This window comes from Bradyrhizobium sp. ISRA436 (assembly GCF_029910015.1).
In the GTDB taxonomy this organism is placed as follows: Bacteria; Pseudomonadota; Alphaproteobacteria; order Rhizobiales; family Xanthobacteraceae; genus Bradyrhizobium.
The window spans coordinates 4,126,049-4,142,175 of record NZ_CP094519.1 but is presented as its reverse complement, the minus strand read 5'-3'; the positions used below and the strand labels follow the sequence as shown (position 1 = coordinate 4,142,175).

Sequence of the window (16,127 nt, the reverse complement as noted above, 5' to 3'; positions counted from 1 at the left end):
CCATTGAACCGGCTTTGAGGCTCGCGCTCGTCAAGCCGCGCTTTCGGCGGTTACGATTCACGGAATCCAGCACGCCGCTGCAGTTCCGAGCGCTACCTCAACGCGCGCCGAAGGTGAGGCCGGCGCGCTCCTTCAGACGCTTGCGCAACGCCGGACCCATCAGCGCGCCAGGCGTCCAGGTGCCGCCTTCGCCCTGCACGTCGCGCACGAGGCAGAGAGCGCTCTCGGCGATCATCTTGCTGGTCGAGCCGTAGCCCGGATCGCGGTCGCCCGTGACTACCGCCTCGACCCGTCGGCCATCCGGCAGCTCGCCCAGGAAGAGAATGTCGTAGAAGCCCTTCTCGCGCTCTTCCCGAGTCGGGCCTGCGCCAGGTTTGAGACCGCCAGTCCCGAACAAGGACACCATCGTGGCGAACGTCTCCGTCGTCACGCGAGCGATTTCCCCAAATCCCGGCGCCACCATCATCTCGTCGTAAACGAAGTCCGTGCCATAGGGATGACCCAACAGGAAATTCGTGCGGTGCACGTTCTTGGTGTTGATCGGCGCCATTGGGAACGGCACGAGCCACGCGTTCATGCTCGGGTCGTATTCGGGGAGGAGGCCCGACGGCTGAGCCGGCCCGGTGAACCCCGGCGTCAACGCGAAGGGATCGGTCAGCAGCCGGATCAGGGCCGGGTCGCGCGCGGCGGCGGCCAACGTCGCCTGGGCGCTCGCCGCGGTGCCGCCAGACATGCCGCCTTTCACCTTGCGCAGGCGGGCCCTGACCCGGCGTGCCGGGCGTCCGAATTTCTCACGCGCCTTCTCCTGCAACGTGAGCACACCGAGATCGAACGGTATGGAATCGAAGCCGCAGGAAAAGACGATGCGCGCGCCAGTCCGTTTCGCCTCTTCGTGATGGGCGTCGATGATGTGCCGCATCCACGCCGGTTCGCCGCACAGATCAACATAGGCCGTGCCAGTGGCCGCGCAGGCCGCCACAAGCTCGGCACCGTGGAGCTGATAAGGCCCGACCGTCGTGATGATCACGGTCGCGCGCTCGCACATCGAACGCAGGCTGGCCGGCTCGGCGGCATCCGCCTTAACCAAAGGCAAATCGTCTGGTGCGCCGATGTCAACTTGCACCTTCCGGAGCTTATCGGTCGAGCGTCCCGCGATCGCCCAGGACGGAGCATCGTTGCCGCGATAGGACGTCGCCAGGTATTCGGCGATGAGACGGCCGGTGTAGCCCGTCGCGCCATAGACGATGAGGTCGAAGTCCCGCTTCACGACGTTGGTCCTCCTCGAGACCCGGAAGAGCTATCTTCGGATCCGTGTGCAATCGCACTGTAAGCTTCGCGGCCACTTTCGCCAGAGGCGTCCGGCTGTCCGGCAGGTGATTGGGGGAGTACGATGCGAAGGGCCAGAGCACGAGCGAAAGGGAGATGAGCCCATCGGCCCAGACGAGTACGACATCCTTGCCTGACCCCCGGCGCGCCTCCGCCAGCTCGACCTGGTGGCCCGCGGCGACGGATGCTCAGCGCCTCGGCCCGGCGACATCCACAGGAGATCGGAGCAAAGGAGGAACAGATGGCAACGATCGTAGAGAGCATTGAGATATCCCGTCGGCCCCGACGACGTCTTTCTATACGCGACGGACTTTTCGCATTTCCCCGAATGGCAGGGGGGCGTCGTGTCGGCGCGCCGGGAAGGTGACGCCCCGTTGAAAGCCGTGGTGACCCGGCTGGTCGGTCCGCGGAAGTTGCAGAGGACGGAGGAGATAACCGAACTTGATCCTCCGAGGACATGGACGGTGCGCGGGGTTGGCGGCCCGCTCACAGCGATTGCCAAAGGCATAGTTGAGCCACTCGATGACGGCGAGCGGTCGCGCGTAACGATCGCCCTCGAAATAGAAGCCCACGGGATCGCCAGGGTGCTGGCTCCGTTCATCGTTCGGCAAGTGCGAAGGCAGCTGCCGAGAAACGAGCAAAAGCTGAAGGAGTTGCTTGAGCGGGGCGCGTAACCGTAAAACGGGACGTCGTGTTTCGAACCGACCGTGGTGCCGTGCCTCTATGGGCATGGATACACAACCTCACCCTGACATTTCTTTCAACAAGTCACGTGAAAGAGCCCGATTCTCTTTGCGCGCGACCGGTTGAACACCCCGATCGCCTCGGGTGTCGGCTTCAGCAGGACCTCGCAACCCTTTCTTTCGAAAAAGGCCTCGGCTTCCGGTGACAGGTGCACGTTGCCCATCTGACCCGAGCCGATGACGAGCTGGTCGCATCCCTTCTCGAAGACAAATTTGGCCTCATCCTCCGAAAGCACGTGCGAGGTACCGTAGAGCTTCTTTGATAGCTTCTTTTTCCGCTTCACAATTTCGCCGGATAGGCGAACGACCACATCGTGTTCATACGTCTTTCCGTCAATCGTAATCGCGCCAAAAGTGGTGCCCTCAATCCTCATCGCTACCTCCTTATGGTCAGAGCCTGCTCAAACACGCGGCGGAGAGGCCCTCGACGCCAGCATCATCCTCGCCGAAGAGCGTTCCAGTTACTTCCATCTCGGGATATAGGACCAACTCATGGTGATCCTCCGCTGCTCTGTCGTTCGGCGCTGCACTTGGCTCAGGAGCAGCGCGAGCCTGCGAAATGCAAATGCTGGTAGCGCGAGCAAAGGAACGGCGCCGGAGTGCTGGTAAAATGCCTGCCGACGGTCGCTGCCCGTTCCGCCACAAAGATTTCGGCATGTCCCGCTTCAAGGGCAACCGTCGATATTGTACAATTTTTGTTGCCCGTTTGAAGGCGCCTCGTTGTCCTTGATGGCCCTGTGAGGCCTTCAGCGTGTCGAGGGTAACGCCATCGGCGACAGAGTTCCACTTGAGGAACTTGCTCGGCATGGCCCGCGAGAGCGGTCGTAACGGGTGGGCAGTTGCTGCAACTGGCTGGGCGTGCGCGGGTGCGCCGCCCATTTCGCCCATGCGCAACGCCGATGTGATCCGCGGCCAACGGCCGGAACATCAGTTAGGGCAAAGCATTCCAATTGCGTGCCCGTGAAGGTTGCCAATGCGAGCAGAAAACCTTGAGCCCCTGCGTAAACACATGCTCGCCGTCATCGCCGCCAGCGTCTTTGAGCTGCGCGACGCAATCGGCAAGAATGCGCTAGACGAACGCGTCATGACTGCCATGGGCAAGGTGCCGCGGCATGAGTTTGTGCCAATCGAACTTCAGCCCTACGCGTATCACAATATTCCACTTCCAATCGGCTTCGCAAAGACGATCTCGCAGCCGTTTGTCGTCGCCTTAATGACCGATCTGCTCGACATCAAGGCCGACGACAGCGTTCTCGAAATCGGTACCGGTCTTGGCTATCAGGCCGCTATCCTCGCGCAGCTGGCGCGCAAAGTATACTCCGTTGAAATCATCGAAGAGCTTGGCCAAGCGGCGAAACAACGGCTCCGACGGCAGGGCTGCAGCAATGTCGAACTCAAAATTGCCAATGGCTATCACGGTTGGTCAGAGCACGCCCCATTTGACAAGGTGATTGTGACCGCCGCTCCCGATCTCATTCCTCCTCCGCTGATCCACCAATTGAAAGCGGGTGGAAAAATGGTGATACCGGCCGGCCTGCCCAATACGCAGCAGCTCATTCTGGCCGAGAAGCTTGCCAACGGCAGAATGACGATGAAAGAGATTCTGGCGGTCCGGTTCTCTCAACTCGAGGGGACCGGATCCGGCTCATAATGAGGCCAGTGGCGCATCCGGAACGGAGCATGGCCACAATGATCCGGAGCGGCAACGCCTCCAGCCTCGCGACCCGCACGTGGTGTACCGTCCACCAAAGCGCCGGCATAACAGCTGCAATGAGGCTCCACTGTCGAGTACCGCTCGCGCGCAGGCGAGCTGCTTAAACCACCGTCATCTCGCGCCTCAGATCGGGAGCGAAGATGGTGGAGGATGACTTGGATGCGCAGCTCTTTCAGCCGCGTCTTCGGCTCTGAAAATGATCGGATGAAAGAATGATGCCGCGTTGGGACAGTGTGACTGTCGCATTACATCGCTTGCGCCAATAAAAGTTTAAGCATTGAATCAGCAATGATACGCCACTACCGCAAGTAGTTTTTCGAGTATGCCCGCGCTCTCGCAGCGATGACGCGCTCTCGCAGCGATGAAGAGAGCAAGCCCGGGCGGAAGGCGTGTGATGGATTCATGCGCGGCTGAACAGGAGAGGTCGCCTAGTCGGTCCATCTAACTGATTGGGAGTGGCCAACGCGCACCTCATGCGCGCACCGCTCGGCACTGGCTAACAAACGGGAGGAGAACAATGAGCACTTGGCTTAGTGAGCGAGAACAGCGTCTCGTCACGGGCGCGGAGGCGGCATCGGCTGCGACGCCTATACCGACACAGATTGTTTCCAACGGCGAATATCTCCCGCCCCCGCAGAGCGCCACGCAGAAGAAGGTCGAGGCGCGGATCAACGAGCTCGCCGACGTGAACGGCAAGCACCTCGGCTTGAGCCGCAGGCAGTTCCTGCACACGAGCTGCGGCATGGCGGCAGCGTTCCTCGCCATGAACGACATCTACGGCAATGTTTTCCAGGTCACTCCCGCCGAGGCTCGCGAGCCCGAGCTCATGCTGGCGCGCGCGCAAAGCCTCGCCGACCAGTTCATCTTCGATGTCCAGACCCATTTCGTGCGCGACGATTTCAATCACGCGGAGCTGTTGGACCTCGGCAAGTTCGCGAGCGAGCACTGGAACCCGAAGATGAAGGAGGAGGGCGTTTCCTCGCTCGCCCGCTACAAGTTCGAGAATTACGTGAAAGAGATCTACTACGACAGTGACACCAACATGGCGCTCCTGAGCGGCGCGCCGTTCGACGACCCGAGCTGGTGGCTCCTGTCCAACGAGCAGATCGTCAAGGCGCGCGAGCTGATCAACGACCTCGCTGGCTCCCGGCGTCTGCTGGCACACTCCGTCATCACCCCCAAGCAACCCGGCTGGATGGACGAGGTCGACAAGGCGATCGAGGTCTATAAGCCGGATTCCTGGAAGTCCTATACGATCGGCGACCCGCTGGCGCCCTCGAAGTTTCCATGGCGGCTCGACGACGAACAGGTGATGTATCCGTTCTACGAGAAAGCGGTGAAGGCGGGCATCAACACGCTCTGTATCCACAAGGGGCTGCTGCCGCCCGATTACGAGAAGTCGTTCGCCGGCGTGTGGGAATACGCAACGGCGTGGGACATCGGAAAGGCCGCCAAGGATTGGCCGCACATGAACTTCGTGATCTATCACTCGGCGCTACGGCCATTCCTCGAATTGCCGGACAAGGCGTGGGCGGAGTTCGAGCAGACCGGTCGCATCCAATGGGCCTCGGATCTCGCGGAAATCCCGCAGAAGTTCGGCGTCACCAATGTCTATGCCGAGCTTGGTACGTCGTTTGCCAACTCGGCAGTGGCGCATCCCAAGTTCTGCGCCGCGCTGGTGGGCACGCTGATCAAGGGGATGGGCGTTGACCACGTCATGTGGGGCACCGACTCGGTCTGGTACGGCTCACCGCAGTGGCAGATCGAGGCGCTCCGCCGGCTCGAAATCCCGGAGGATATGCAGAAGAAGTACGGCTTTGCCGCGCTCGGCGACGCCAACAGCGCTACCAAGCAGCTGATCTTCGCGGGCAACGCAACCAGGTTCTACAAGATCAAGTTGAAGGCGGCTGAGAACACCAGGATGCCGGCCTTTTCCGAGGACCGCCTCGCGGCGCTCAAGAACGAGTACATACAAGCCGCGACGCAGCCATCGAACCTCCGCTACGGCTACGTTCGCGCGAGCTAAGTGAACGGCGCCAGGGGCGCGGGCAAGCTCCGCTGGCGCGATGGACGCGCGGATGCCGCAAATCCGACTTCGGCTTAGGGTCAATCGCGTCGCTTTTGGCCCGCTTGCCGCATGTCTCTGATCCCCCTGACAGCGGCGGAATAGCTGATATCCCAACCGCTGTTTGGGCCAACAGGCGACATGGGTCGAAGCCCTTGCGCCCCCAAGTGTCACAGGCTTATGTGAGGAGCGGCGAGCACTCGCTCATTGCGACTGCCAATCCAGCAATAATCACAAAAGCCAAGGAGGATCGCATGAAATTCCGTCCGCTTCACGACCGCGTCGTGGTCAAGCGCATCGAGGCCGAAGAGAAGACCGCAGGCGGCATCATCATTCCCGACACTGCCAAGGAAAAGCCCTCCCAGGGCGAAGTCATCGCCGTTGGTCCCGGCGGCCGCGACGAGAGCGGCAAGCTGATTCCGATCGATATCCAGGTCGGCGACCGCGTGCTGTTCGGCAAGTGGTCGGGCACTGAGGTCAAGATCGACGGCCAGGAACTGTTGATCATGAAGGAGAGCGACATCATGGGCGTTCTTACCGACGTCGCTGGCTCCAAGAAGGCGGCCTAACGCTGACCGCCGCAAACGCTCACCCCTGAGGAGGGCCTGCCGCTGCCGCCTCGCAGGTGAGAGACGAATTTCAATTCAGGGAGGACAAATATGTCAGCTAAAGAAGTCAAATTAGGCGTCGATGCCCGCGACCGCATGCTGCGCGGTGTCGACATCCTCGCCAATGCCGTGAAGGTCACGCTCGGTCCGAAGGGCCGCAACGTCGTCCTCGACAAGTCGTTCGGCGCTCCCCGCATCACCAAGGACGGCGTTGCCGTCGCCAAGGAGATCGAGCTCGAGGACAAGTTCGAGAACATGGGCGCGCAGATGGTGCGGGAAGTGGCGTCGAAGGCGGCGGATGCTGCCGGCGACGGCACCACCACCGCGACCGTGCTGGCCGCCGCGATCGTCCGTGAAGGCGCCAAATCGGTCGCCGCCGGCATGAACCCGATGGATCTGAAGCGCGGTATCGATCTCGCCGTCGACGCCGTAGTCGCGGATCTGGAAAAGAACTCCAAGAAGGTCACCTCGAACGAGGAGATCGCCCAGGTCGGCACCATCTCCGCCAATGGCGACGCCGAAATCGGCAAGTTCCTCGCCGATGCCATGAAGAAGGTCGGCAACGAGGGCGTGATCACGGTCGAGGAAGCCAAGTCGCTCGAGACCGAGCTCGACGTCGTCGAGGGCATGCAGTTCGACCGCGGCTACATCTCGCCCTACTTCGTCACCAATGCCGACAAGATGCGCGCTGAAATGGAAGACGCCTACATCCTGATCAACGAGAAGAAGCTCTCCTCGCTGAACGAGCTGCTGCCGCTGCTCGAGGCCGTGGTGCAGACCGGCAAGCCGCTGGTCATCGTCGCTGAAGACGTCGAAGGCGAAGCGCTCGCCACCCTCGTCGTCAACCGCCTGCGCGGCGGCCTGAAGGTCGCAGCCGTCAAGGCTCCGGGCTTCGGCGATCGCCGCAAGGCCATGTTGCAGGACATCGCGATCCTGACCGGCGGCCAGGCCATCTCGGAAGACCTCGGCATCAAGCTCGAGAACGTCACGCTGCAGATGCTCGGCCGCGCCAAGAAGGTGATGATCGACAAGGAGAACACCACGATCGTCAACGGTGCCGGCAAGAAGGTCGACATCGACGCCCGCGTTGCCCAGATCAAAGCGCAGATCGAGGAGACCACCTCGGACTACGACCGTGAGAAGCTGCAGGAGCGTCTCGCCAAGCTCGCGGGCGGCGTCGCGGTGATCCGCGTCGGCGGCGCGACCGAGGTCGAGGTGAAGGAGCGCAAGGATCGCGTTGATGACGCGATGCACGCGACCCGCGCGGCCGTCGAGGAAGGCATCGTTCCGGGCGGCGGCGTCGCCCTGCTTCGTGCCTCCGAGCATCTCAAGGGTCTGCGCACCAGGAACGACGACCAGAAGACCGGCGTCGAGATCGTGCGCAAGGCGCTGTCGGCGCCCGCTCGCCAGATCGCGATCAACGCCGGTGAAGACGGTTCGGTGATCGTCGGCAAGATCCTGGAGAACAAGACCTACAACTACGGCTTCGACTCCCAGACCGGAGACTACGCCGACCTCGTCAAGAAGGGCATCATCGACCCGACCAAGGTCGTGCGCACCGCGATCCAGAACGCTGCCTCGGTTGCCGCGCTGCTGATCACCACGGAAGCGATGGTCGCCGAGCTGCCGAAGAAGGCCGCCGGCGGCCCCGCGATGCCTCCGGGCGGCGGCATGGGCGGCATGGACTTCTGAGTCCAACCATTCAGCGCTCAAGAGAAAAAGGCCCCGCAGCGATGCCGGGCCTTTCCGCATCAGCTACCGGTCCAACTCGACGACAACAGCTGGATGGAGGTGACCCATCAGCAGGGGGCAAGCGGGAGCGGGATTCAGCCGGTGCGTCGCGCTCATATGGATACTGTCGCAGCGCCGGTCAATCTGCCGCACTCGAGCGGGGACGAGCAAATGCGTAGGGGCGGGTTAGCGCAGCGTAACCCGCAGAACGGCGACATCGCGCGCATTGTACAGTGCACCGCGTGCATCGGTCTCCTGGGTGACGCGGACGAGATCGAGGATGGAGAGTGCGGCCACGAGCGCCCCGGGAGGGAAGAATGTGAAGGACGAAGCCCGCGATCGCCGGCCGCGTCCAGGCTGATCCGAAGCGGCAGGTTGGGCCGGTTCGTTCGTCCCATATGGATATTGTACCCATGCCGGTCAATCCGCCTGATGCGACCGAGGAAGGGGTATGCGTCAGGTGCTCCCTTCGTCGTCATTGCGAGGAGCTCGCGACTGTTTTGGCGCTGAAGCGGCGATGCAAAGCTGCCCGTCCGAAAATATCGAAAACAACCCCATGCAAAGTAGCAGGTTGCCGCCGGGACTCGGAACGGGACTTGACGCGTCAGGCAAATCGGTGATATCTTTCTATTATTCCGAAATCATGCAAGCGCCCGGCGCCACGCGATGGCCATCCTGTGCCAGGTGCTCACTCTCGCGTCATTGCGTGGAGCGCGCTTCAGAGCTATTCGCCCAGCGCGCGCCAAGAAGATGTCCTGTTCGCAGTTTCGTCGTGGCTGCGGCCGCCATGCTTAAGACATTGGTCATCTCTTTGCTCTCATTTTCACGGCCTCATCAAGCAAAGAGGCACCATGTCCGACATCACCATTCCCGGCGGAAAAATTCGTTCCTTCGTCGAGCGGATCGAGAACCTTGACGCAGAGATGCAGGAACTCAGCGAGCAGAAGAAGGAAGTCTTCTCGGAGGCGAAGGGCGAAGGTTTTGACGTGAAGATCCTCAAGGAGATCATCAAGCTGCGCAAGCAGGACCAGGACGAGCGCGACGAGCGTGAGACCTTGCTCGATCTCTACATGCGCGCCATGGAAACGGCGCCGGCAGAAGACAAGACCGCGAAAGCAGCGTGAGGTCTGCGGAGGCAGAGTGCGCTTCCATCAGCGGGCGGCGAGTGCGGCGGGTTAGCGTAACCCGCTGCGATTGCTGCCAGCAGAAACGGCGGATTACGCCTTGCGCACCATGCTCGGTGTGTGGATCGACAGTGCAGGTGGCGGGAGGGAGCGGCGTGCCTGTCGGTATTGACAACAGGTCGGCCGAGCCCAATTATGGTGTTGGGTCGATACACCCGCTGCTTGCGCCCATTGTGGATAGTGAACGTATCAAAATCGGCCACACCCTCGCTATTGGCGAGCGGGTCGGCAAGGCAAGCACCGATCGCCTCCGTTCGCCGATAGGGGTGCACCCATGCGCGATTTTCGCGATGCGAAGGCTATGGCACGGTCGCTGCGCAATGCCTTGAATGCCAAGGCGATACAAGCCACTCACAGCGAATCTCTGGAGCTGATCGCGAAGGCGTTCGGCTGCGAGACCTGGAATATTCTGTCTGCCAGGATCGACGCCGCCAGCGCGCCGAAGCAGGCCGCCCAAGGTGGTCTGCTCTACTGCTCATTCTGCGGCAAGAACCAACACGACGTGAGCAAATTGGTGGCGGGTCCCGCCGTCTTCATTTGCGACGAATGTATCGACCTGTGCACCGATATCGTCGACGAGAACCTACAGCACTTAATTCAAGGAAACGACGAGAGTGCTCGCGCCTTGTCGACCGATCGATTGCTGCACTACGTCGAGTTCGCGGGCAAGGTTTTGGAACGCCATCGTTTGATGTTGCAGCGCATTGACCGCATGATTGCGCTTCGATCGCGTCCATCGCTGGCGGACGAGAAGGGGCCACAGACGGCCATCTTTGCTCAGCTCAAGGCCAAGACGTCCGATGAGTTGCTGGCCATGAAGAAAATCTCGCGAGATCAAATAAGCCGGTACGAGCGTGTTCAGCGGACGGCGACGCCGATCATCAACGAGCGGAGTCAATAGCGAGTAGCAAGTAGCCCGCATGAGCGAAGCGATATGCGGGATTGAACTTTCGACCTGCGTGCTGGTCCCGGATATCGCTTCGCTCATCCGGGCTACGCTTGCTGATCCGCGCTGCCTTCGCAGATAAAGTAGGATGCGCGGTTAGGCAAGTGTGATGCCGCCAGAGCCGGCGCAAACTCTGCGGTCCCGCAGTGATATGCCCGATAACGACCGACGTCGCGGCGCCAGCGATACCCGCAATGTCGACGCAACGATGGCCCGGGGGTCTCGGCGTGCACCGCATCGTGTGCATGGTAATGCGTGCCCCGCGCTTTGATGTCAACTCACCGGGAATAGTCCGAACCGCCCGATGCCCGCTATGCCGGTAAACTTCAGAGCTTGAGGTGAAGCGCGTACGTTAGCCGGAGGATCGGTGTTTTCAATTACGATAATTTGGCGATCACTTCGAGCAGACTGAAGTAGATCGTAGAAATGATCATCTAAGTCAGTTCCTCGTAAGTCATCGTTGGTGCCTTCAGGCTCGCGATACGACAACAGTGGCGAGTCCAAGACCGCAAATCCGGGATGGGGCGTCGATTCCCGAGCGCAAAACTCCAACAGCCCAATCGTGAATGCTGCTTGAGTAATGGCTCTTAAACCTTTGCCAAACGAGGTGCGGTTCTTACCGTTAATGATGAGATCTCGGACCTTCATATCAAAATGTACGCGATCTGCATCTGGGAAGTGCCATTGTTTGAGAAGTTCAAGCACAACACTGGAGAATTTGTCGACCGTGGTTGTCGATAGCTCTATTTCCGTGGCGTTGCTTGGTGATCCCAGCGCGGCGGCGTCTTCACGCTCAAGCGCCCCTTTTCTTTCTTCGAGGTCCTTAAGTGTTTGGTGAAGGCCAAGAGCCTCTTTGACCTCACCTCGCTTGTCTGCGAGATCGCGATACGAGCTGCGTAGACGGCGCAAGTTTGGCGCTACGATATTGTCGATCTCTTCCGATAAGCGCGAAATTGACTGTTCAATTCCAGGAAAACGCCTTTCAAAAGCTCTTGCTTCGCGCTGAAGTGTCGCGATGGTATCGCGCAGTTCCCCTTGGCGAAGCTCAATCTTAGAAATTTCCGCATGGGCTGCGGCAACAGCACCTTCAATATTCCCGTCGCAGTCGCTTGACGGCCGATGGTGCTCTGGCGCGGCTCCGCAGAGTGGGCATGTTGCCTCTCCCAAAGCCGAAAAGAGATTGCCGGCTTCCTCGATTCCGCGCAATCTATCGACGTCAGAGCGATAATGCTGTTCGAGCAGCTCAAATCGCTCGAGAAGATTCCGTATTTCGGTTAGACGATTGCGTCCATCTTCTAGCCGCTTCAATAGAGTGCGACGTTCGTTTGCAACTCCGCGATACTGGGATTCTGAAATCGCAAGCTGTTGGCCGTGCGCGCCCATCGTTGTATCAAGGCGGCTCAGTTGATCCTCCAGCTCGGCAGGAGGCCCGGCTAGCTCTCGAACTTTCTTCCGATAGTCGCCAATAAGCTGATCGAGTAGGTCAAGCTGAGCGCCACGAGCCTGGTATTCGGGTGTCTGATGTTTTGCGGCTGCCAACGCAGAGTCGTCGACTCCTGTGAGTAGAAGCTTGAAGACCGACGAATTGGCCGTATCGGCGACGTAATTGCCGTCCGATAGCGGGGAGCGCTGTTGGATAATTTCTTCCTCATTGACGATTATCAGCCGAGCCAGATTTCTAAAGCTAAGGCTTTGCACGTCGCCGCGCTGATTGCGGCGCACCTTTCGATGCATCAGGTCTAATTGGGAGAGAAGAAACGCTGAGAGGTTGTCTTCTTTCCGTTCGCTGTGAGTGTCGGCCAGAAGTGTACCTTGGCCTTCCGGAAGTGTGTCAGAATACAGTCCCTCATATCGAGTAATGTTTCCGCCGGCCGTGCTTCGGAGGAATGAGAACTGAGCGCCGCTAAGTGTCTCGATGCCCAAAATGACCTTATCGTAACCCACTCTTTCCGGGATATCGCGTAGGGGCCCTTTCCCACCGAGCATGAAATCAATTGCATCGACAATGAACGACTTGCCCGTATTGGACGCGCCGTAGATCACGTTTAACCCTGCGCCGAACGAGACGCTCGCCGCCTCACGAGCTGGGCCGTGAAAGCTTAAAGACCGGATTTGGAAGCGGTGTTCCGTCATTCGAAAGATCCAAGGCTTCGTTCGACGCTCTGGAATTCGATAATCCAGTTGTCAAAGAATCGTCGCATCATCCGACGAAATGCGTCGTCGTTGTAGTCTTTGAGGTGGCTTACGAGCCAATCAGCGCGCTCTTTGAGCGCTAATAGATACGGGCTCCTCATTGTCTCTAAGAATAGGGCCGCCGACTCTCCGGCGCGATATCGAATGCCGCTTTCGTGTAGTTCGCGGCTTACCAAGTCGCGGGTCATCATCAGAAGGATCGCACTCTGTACGACCTTGCGCCTTACTTCTGTTGCGGGAGTTTGAATTGGAGCGCCGGGATGCAGGTCCGTTGGTCCACCGAGTTGGCTGGTATGGACCAAGAGGTAATCAAATGCAGTTAGCCGTTCGATGTCGAACGTCGCGGGAAATGCAGCCCCCAAGATGGTGACCACGCGCACACCTGCTTCAAGCGGTCCGTTGAACGTCATGTTCCGACGGCCACTCACTTCTTTGTCCATATCAGGCGATCCTCGTTCGCAAGTTGATGGCAAATTCCTCGTCGGTCTACCGGGAAAGTGCTTGCGGCTAGCGGATGAGCATCCAGCGCGAGAGACTGGGCAGTTCGCGTTACGGAAATGAGGCGCATGTATCCATCTGGGAAGGCTTCTTGATACGTGTCGGCTATTCCTCCATAGAGCTCTTCTTGAAGGCTTTCGAACGTCCCGGGTTCGACTTTGTCGCGCACGAAGACATGCAAACTTTCGGCGTGATAAAACGCCTCTCGTGACCTTCGAAAATGGTCTTTTAGGACCTCCCATTTCGCGAGGTCCTTGACCGATACGCCACTCTCGCTCTTATGGTCCGCATAGGCATCGAGCAAGTGTTGGACGTAACGCATCTCTGAGTCGGCTATCTCGGGCGGAGGCCTTTGAGGTTTTGGGCGAGCGGGTAATCCGCCGCCAAAGCGCGGCAGAAAGTATGATGTTTTTCGGTGCTGCTCGAGTACCCGCAATACGGGCATTGCCTTAAACACTCGAAAGTCAAAGCGATCTACGTAGGTCGCAAACGCCCCGATAAGAGGAACTGCGCTCGAGCCAATATGGTCGCGGATGGACTTATTCCAAGCAGCGATTAAAGCTGTTTTGAGCTTGGCCGCGTTTGCCAACAACAAGGTGAGGGAGGTCGAGATCCCCTTCGGGGCCACGAAGTAGTACGCTCGGGGCGGCCTATAGTGACCATTGAAGGAATGCCAGAGGATCTTTCCAATCTCCAGCAAAGCGACGTTGGGTGAGATTGGCTTTGCGTAGTGCTTACACTGGTAATTGTCCCAAACGCCGTTTAGAAGATCTGAATCCCTAAAGGCAGCAATGTCGATACCGCGGTCACCGCCTCCAGTGGGACGGGCGACATCGACATAGTCCGTCTTTAGTGAGGAGACCCATTCGTGAATGAAGGCCTCCCATTCATCAGGTGAGTATGTCAGGACCCGGGTTACTGGATCGATCGGCGGTCCGCTTTGCATTTGAGCGGCTGTTAACATGACGCCGGCCGATGTCGGGTCCGGAATGGGAACGAAATCAACCATTGGTACTTGGAAATGTTTGCGGGGCGTTGGACTTGAATTCTGGGCCCCGAATCGTCGGTGCAAATTGCTTATACCAATGGCCCTAAGGATTGACTGTTGCCCAAGTGCGGCTTGTGATTGAGGCGATGCGACCTGGATCATTTGCGAAGAAGTTCCAGGCTTCGCAGGTCTTGGCGACGATATCGTCGTAGTCGTCGAAGACGGTGATGGCGAGCTTGTTGGCGCGCAGGTACTGCCAGACGTTTTCAATCGGATTGAGCTCGGGCGCATAAGGCGGCAGCTGTAACAGAGTGATATTTTCCGGAGCTCGGACGGTGCCGGCACTGTGATAGCCGGCGCCGTCGAAGACGAGAACGGCATGTGCGTCGGGTGCAACTTTGCGGCTGATTGCCTCCAAATGCAGTGACGTCGCCTCTGCATTTGCCGTCGGCATGACAAGACCCGCGGCGACGCCCCGTTGAGGACAGGCGGCACCGAAGAGATAAGCCCAATCGTAACGTCGATCGCGCGGCGCGCGAGGCCGTGAGCCACGCTTGGCCCACACGCGTGTCAGCGTGCCCTGCTGGCCGATCCGCGCCTCGTCCTGGAACCAGATTTCGATCGGCTTGCCTTGGGCGTGAGCGGGGAGCGTTGTCGTGAGGGTCGTAGCAAAGTTTTTTTGAACGCTTCCTGAGCCGCTTCATCGGCTTGCGGATGGCGCGGCCGCACCGAGAGCCGGCGGTACCCGAGCTTGGCCAGAACCTTGCCGACCGAACGTTCGTGCAGTTTGACGCCAAACCGCCGCTCAAGCTCGTCGCGCAAATCCACCCGCCGCCAACGTACGACCCCATGCTGCTCAGGATCGGGACCGGCCTCGACCAACGCGGCCAATTCGGCCTGCTGCTCTGTCGTCAGCCGCGACCGCGGTCCCGTCGGTTTGCGCGACCGCAGTCCCGCCAAGCCTTCGGCGTTATAACGATGCACCCAGTCCCGCAGGGTCTGACGATCCATCCCGCAACTTTCGGCTGCCTTCTTGCGGTCCGCGCCCTCCAGCACAAGCGCAAGCGCCAATATCCGCCGCGCTACCGTACTATTCTTCTCTCTGCGCGCCGCCTTCCGAAGCTCGCCCGCGGTCAAATCAAGCCGCGTAATCGCTACCGCTGCCCCCATCGATATTGCTCCTGTCTACGCAGCAACATCGATTCAGAAACTCACTGATTTGGAAATCCCAAATGTGAGTCAAATCCGGGGGCCGTTGGTATTAGGGTTCAGACTCAATTGATCCAATAGGCGACGATGGCGGCGAGGTGCACGGCAGCCAAGAAGTTTCTGGCAAGTTTGTCGTAGCGAGTTGCGACACGCCTGAAGTCCTTGAGGCGGCAGAAACAGCGCTCGATGACGTTGCGTCCCTTATAGGCGCGTTTGTTGAAGCTGTGGAGGATGACCCTGTTGGATTTGTTTGGAATGACGGGCTTGGCACCACGATCGACGATTTCGGCGCGAAAGCCGTCGCCGTCGTATCCTTTGTCGCCGATGAGGGCAGACATGGGTGGCGCGAGTTCCAAAAGGGCCGGCGCGGCGGCAATATCTGCGTCCTGGCCTGGAGTGAGATGAAATGCGCAAGGTCTGCAATCAGGGTCGCTCAGCGCGTGGATTTTCGTGGTCCGCCCGCCGCGCGAGGAGCCGATCGCCTGTTCATGCTCCCCCCTTTTCCGCCGCTCGCCGAGCGATGCGCTTTGATCGAGGTGGAATCGATGGACAAAGTCACGCCATCCTTTCCGCAGCGGGCGAGCGCTTCAAAGATCGCCTGCCAATGTCCGCGCTTGGCCCAGCGATTAAAGCGATTGTAGATCGTCGTGTAAGGACCATAGTCGGGCGGACAATCGCGCCAGCGTGCGCCGCACTGAAGCATGTGAATGATACCGCTGATAATGCGTCGATCGTCATCGCGCGCCGGGCCAGTCTGGTTCGTTGGCAGATGCGGCTTAATCTGAGCCCACTGCTTGTCGTTCAGCCAGAACAGCCCCTTGCGCACCTAACTCCCCCGTGCCGAATCAATCCAACGCGAGGGAATCAGAAATCGCTAATTAGGTACAGACCCTAGTTGTGTCGTACTCTGAACGATACTTGT

At 59.6% G+C, this 16,127-nt stretch carries 12 protein-coding genes and 3 pseudogenes; 8 read left to right on the top strand and 7 right to left on the bottom strand.

All coding sequences use genetic code 11. The annotated features are described in order from the left end of the window. Window positions 1-97: 97 nt before the first annotated feature. Entirely contained in the window at window positions 98-1,267 is a 1,170-nt protein-coding gene (locus tag MTX23_RS19585) for a saccharopine dehydrogenase NADP-binding domain-containing protein (RefSeq protein WP_280971845.1), read from the bottom strand. Between the two features lie 322 nt (window positions 1,268-1,589). Here MTX23_RS19585 and MTX23_RS19580 point away from each other — a divergent pair, with 322 nt between their 5' ends. Beyond that, window positions 1,590-2,000: an SRPBCC family protein gene (locus MTX23_RS19580; RefSeq protein WP_280971844.1), complete on the top strand. Its 411-nt coding sequence runs from the start codon at window positions 1,590-1,592 to the stop codon at window positions 1,998-2,000. Between the two features lie 86 nt (window positions 2,001-2,086). Here the strand turns inward: MTX23_RS19580 and MTX23_RS19575 are convergent, their stop codons facing one another. Further along, window positions 2,087-2,443 carry an MTH938/NDUFAF3 family protein gene (locus MTX23_RS19575; protein WP_280971843.1) on the bottom strand — a complete coding sequence of 119 codons (357 nt, stop codon included), beginning with the start codon at window positions 2,441-2,443 and terminating at the stop codon, window positions 2,087-2,089. A 599-nt stretch (window positions 2,444-3,042) separates the two neighbouring features. Here MTX23_RS19575 and MTX23_RS19570 point away from each other — a divergent pair. From MTX23_RS19570 to MTX23_RS19540, 7 genes and pseudogenes are all read left to right on the top strand, one after another. Then, window positions 3,043-3,720 carry a protein-L-isoaspartate(D-aspartate) O-methyltransferase gene (locus MTX23_RS19570; RefSeq protein ID WP_280971842.1) on the top strand — a complete coding sequence of 226 codons (678 nt, stop codon included), beginning with the start codon at window positions 3,043-3,045 and terminating at the stop codon, window positions 3,718-3,720. Window positions 3,721-4,300: 580 nt separating this feature from the next. Next, complete coding sequence (locus tag MTX23_RS19565; protein ID WP_280971841.1) at window positions 4,301-5,809, top strand: amidohydrolase family protein; 1,509 nt, start codon at window positions 4,301-4,303, stop codon at window positions 5,807-5,809. 293 nt (window positions 5,810-6,102) lie between these two features. Continuing rightward, on the top strand, window positions 6,103-6,417 hold the full coding sequence (gene groES / locus MTX23_RS19560) for a co-chaperone GroES (RefSeq protein ID WP_280971840.1): 315 nt from the start codon (window positions 6,103-6,105) through the stop codon (window positions 6,415-6,417). 90 nt (window positions 6,418-6,507) lie between these two features. Then, window positions 6,508-8,148, top strand: a complete 1,641-nt coding sequence (groL, locus tag MTX23_RS19555) for a chaperonin GroEL (RefSeq protein ID WP_280971839.1) — start codon at window positions 6,508-6,510, stop codon at window positions 8,146-8,148. A gap of 890 nt (window positions 8,149-9,038) precedes the next feature. Continuing rightward, window positions 9,039-9,311 (top strand): DUF2312 domain-containing protein, encoded by a 273-nt coding sequence (locus MTX23_RS19550; protein ID WP_280971838.1) that lies wholly within the window; start codon window positions 9,039-9,041, stop codon window positions 9,309-9,311. 334 nt (window positions 9,312-9,645) lie between these two features. After that, window positions 9,646-9,810 (top strand): annotated as a pseudogene (locus MTX23_RS36390) (glyoxalase superfamily protein); the annotation flags it as partial. Further along, window positions 9,793-9,960 (top strand): annotated as a pseudogene (locus tag MTX23_RS19540) (ClpX C4-type zinc finger protein); the annotation flags it as partial. The pseudogenes MTX23_RS36390 and MTX23_RS19540, both read left to right, overlap by 18 nt. Before the next feature lie 630 nt (window positions 9,961-10,590). Here MTX23_RS19540 and MTX23_RS19535 read toward each other — a convergent pair. From MTX23_RS19535 to MTX23_RS19515, 5 genes and pseudogenes are all read right to left on the bottom strand, one after another. Continuing rightward, window positions 10,591-12,450: an AAA family ATPase gene (locus MTX23_RS19535; RefSeq protein ID WP_280971837.1), complete on the bottom strand. Its 1,860-nt coding sequence runs from the start codon at window positions 12,448-12,450 to the stop codon at window positions 10,591-10,593. Then, the gene (locus MTX23_RS19530) at window positions 12,447-12,950 is read right to left on the bottom strand and encodes an ABC-three component system middle component 2 (protein ID WP_280971836.1); all 504 of its coding nucleotides are present in this window, start codon (window positions 12,948-12,950) and stop codon (window positions 12,447-12,449) included. The genes MTX23_RS19535 and MTX23_RS19530 overlap by 4 nt, the downstream gene beginning before the upstream one ends. After that, on the bottom strand, window positions 12,935-14,017 hold the full coding sequence (locus MTX23_RS19525; RefSeq protein WP_280971835.1) for an ABC-three component system protein: 1,083 nt from the start codon (window positions 14,015-14,017) through the stop codon (window positions 12,935-12,937). Before MTX23_RS19525 ends, MTX23_RS19530 begins: the two co-directional genes overlap by 16 nt. Before the next feature lie 82 nt (window positions 14,018-14,099). Then, window positions 14,100-15,166 (bottom strand): IS630 family transposase gene (locus MTX23_RS19520; protein WP_280971795.1). Its coding sequence is split into 2 segments (ribosomal slippage): window positions 14,100-14,680 and window positions 14,680-15,166, totalling 1,068 coding nucleotides; the frame shifts between segments, so codons are not numbered across the junction. Between the two features lie 104 nt (window positions 15,167-15,270). Continuing rightward, a pseudogene (locus MTX23_RS19515) lies at window positions 15,271-16,031 on the bottom strand (IS5 family transposase). Between the last annotated feature and the right edge of the window lie 96 nt (window positions 16,032-16,127).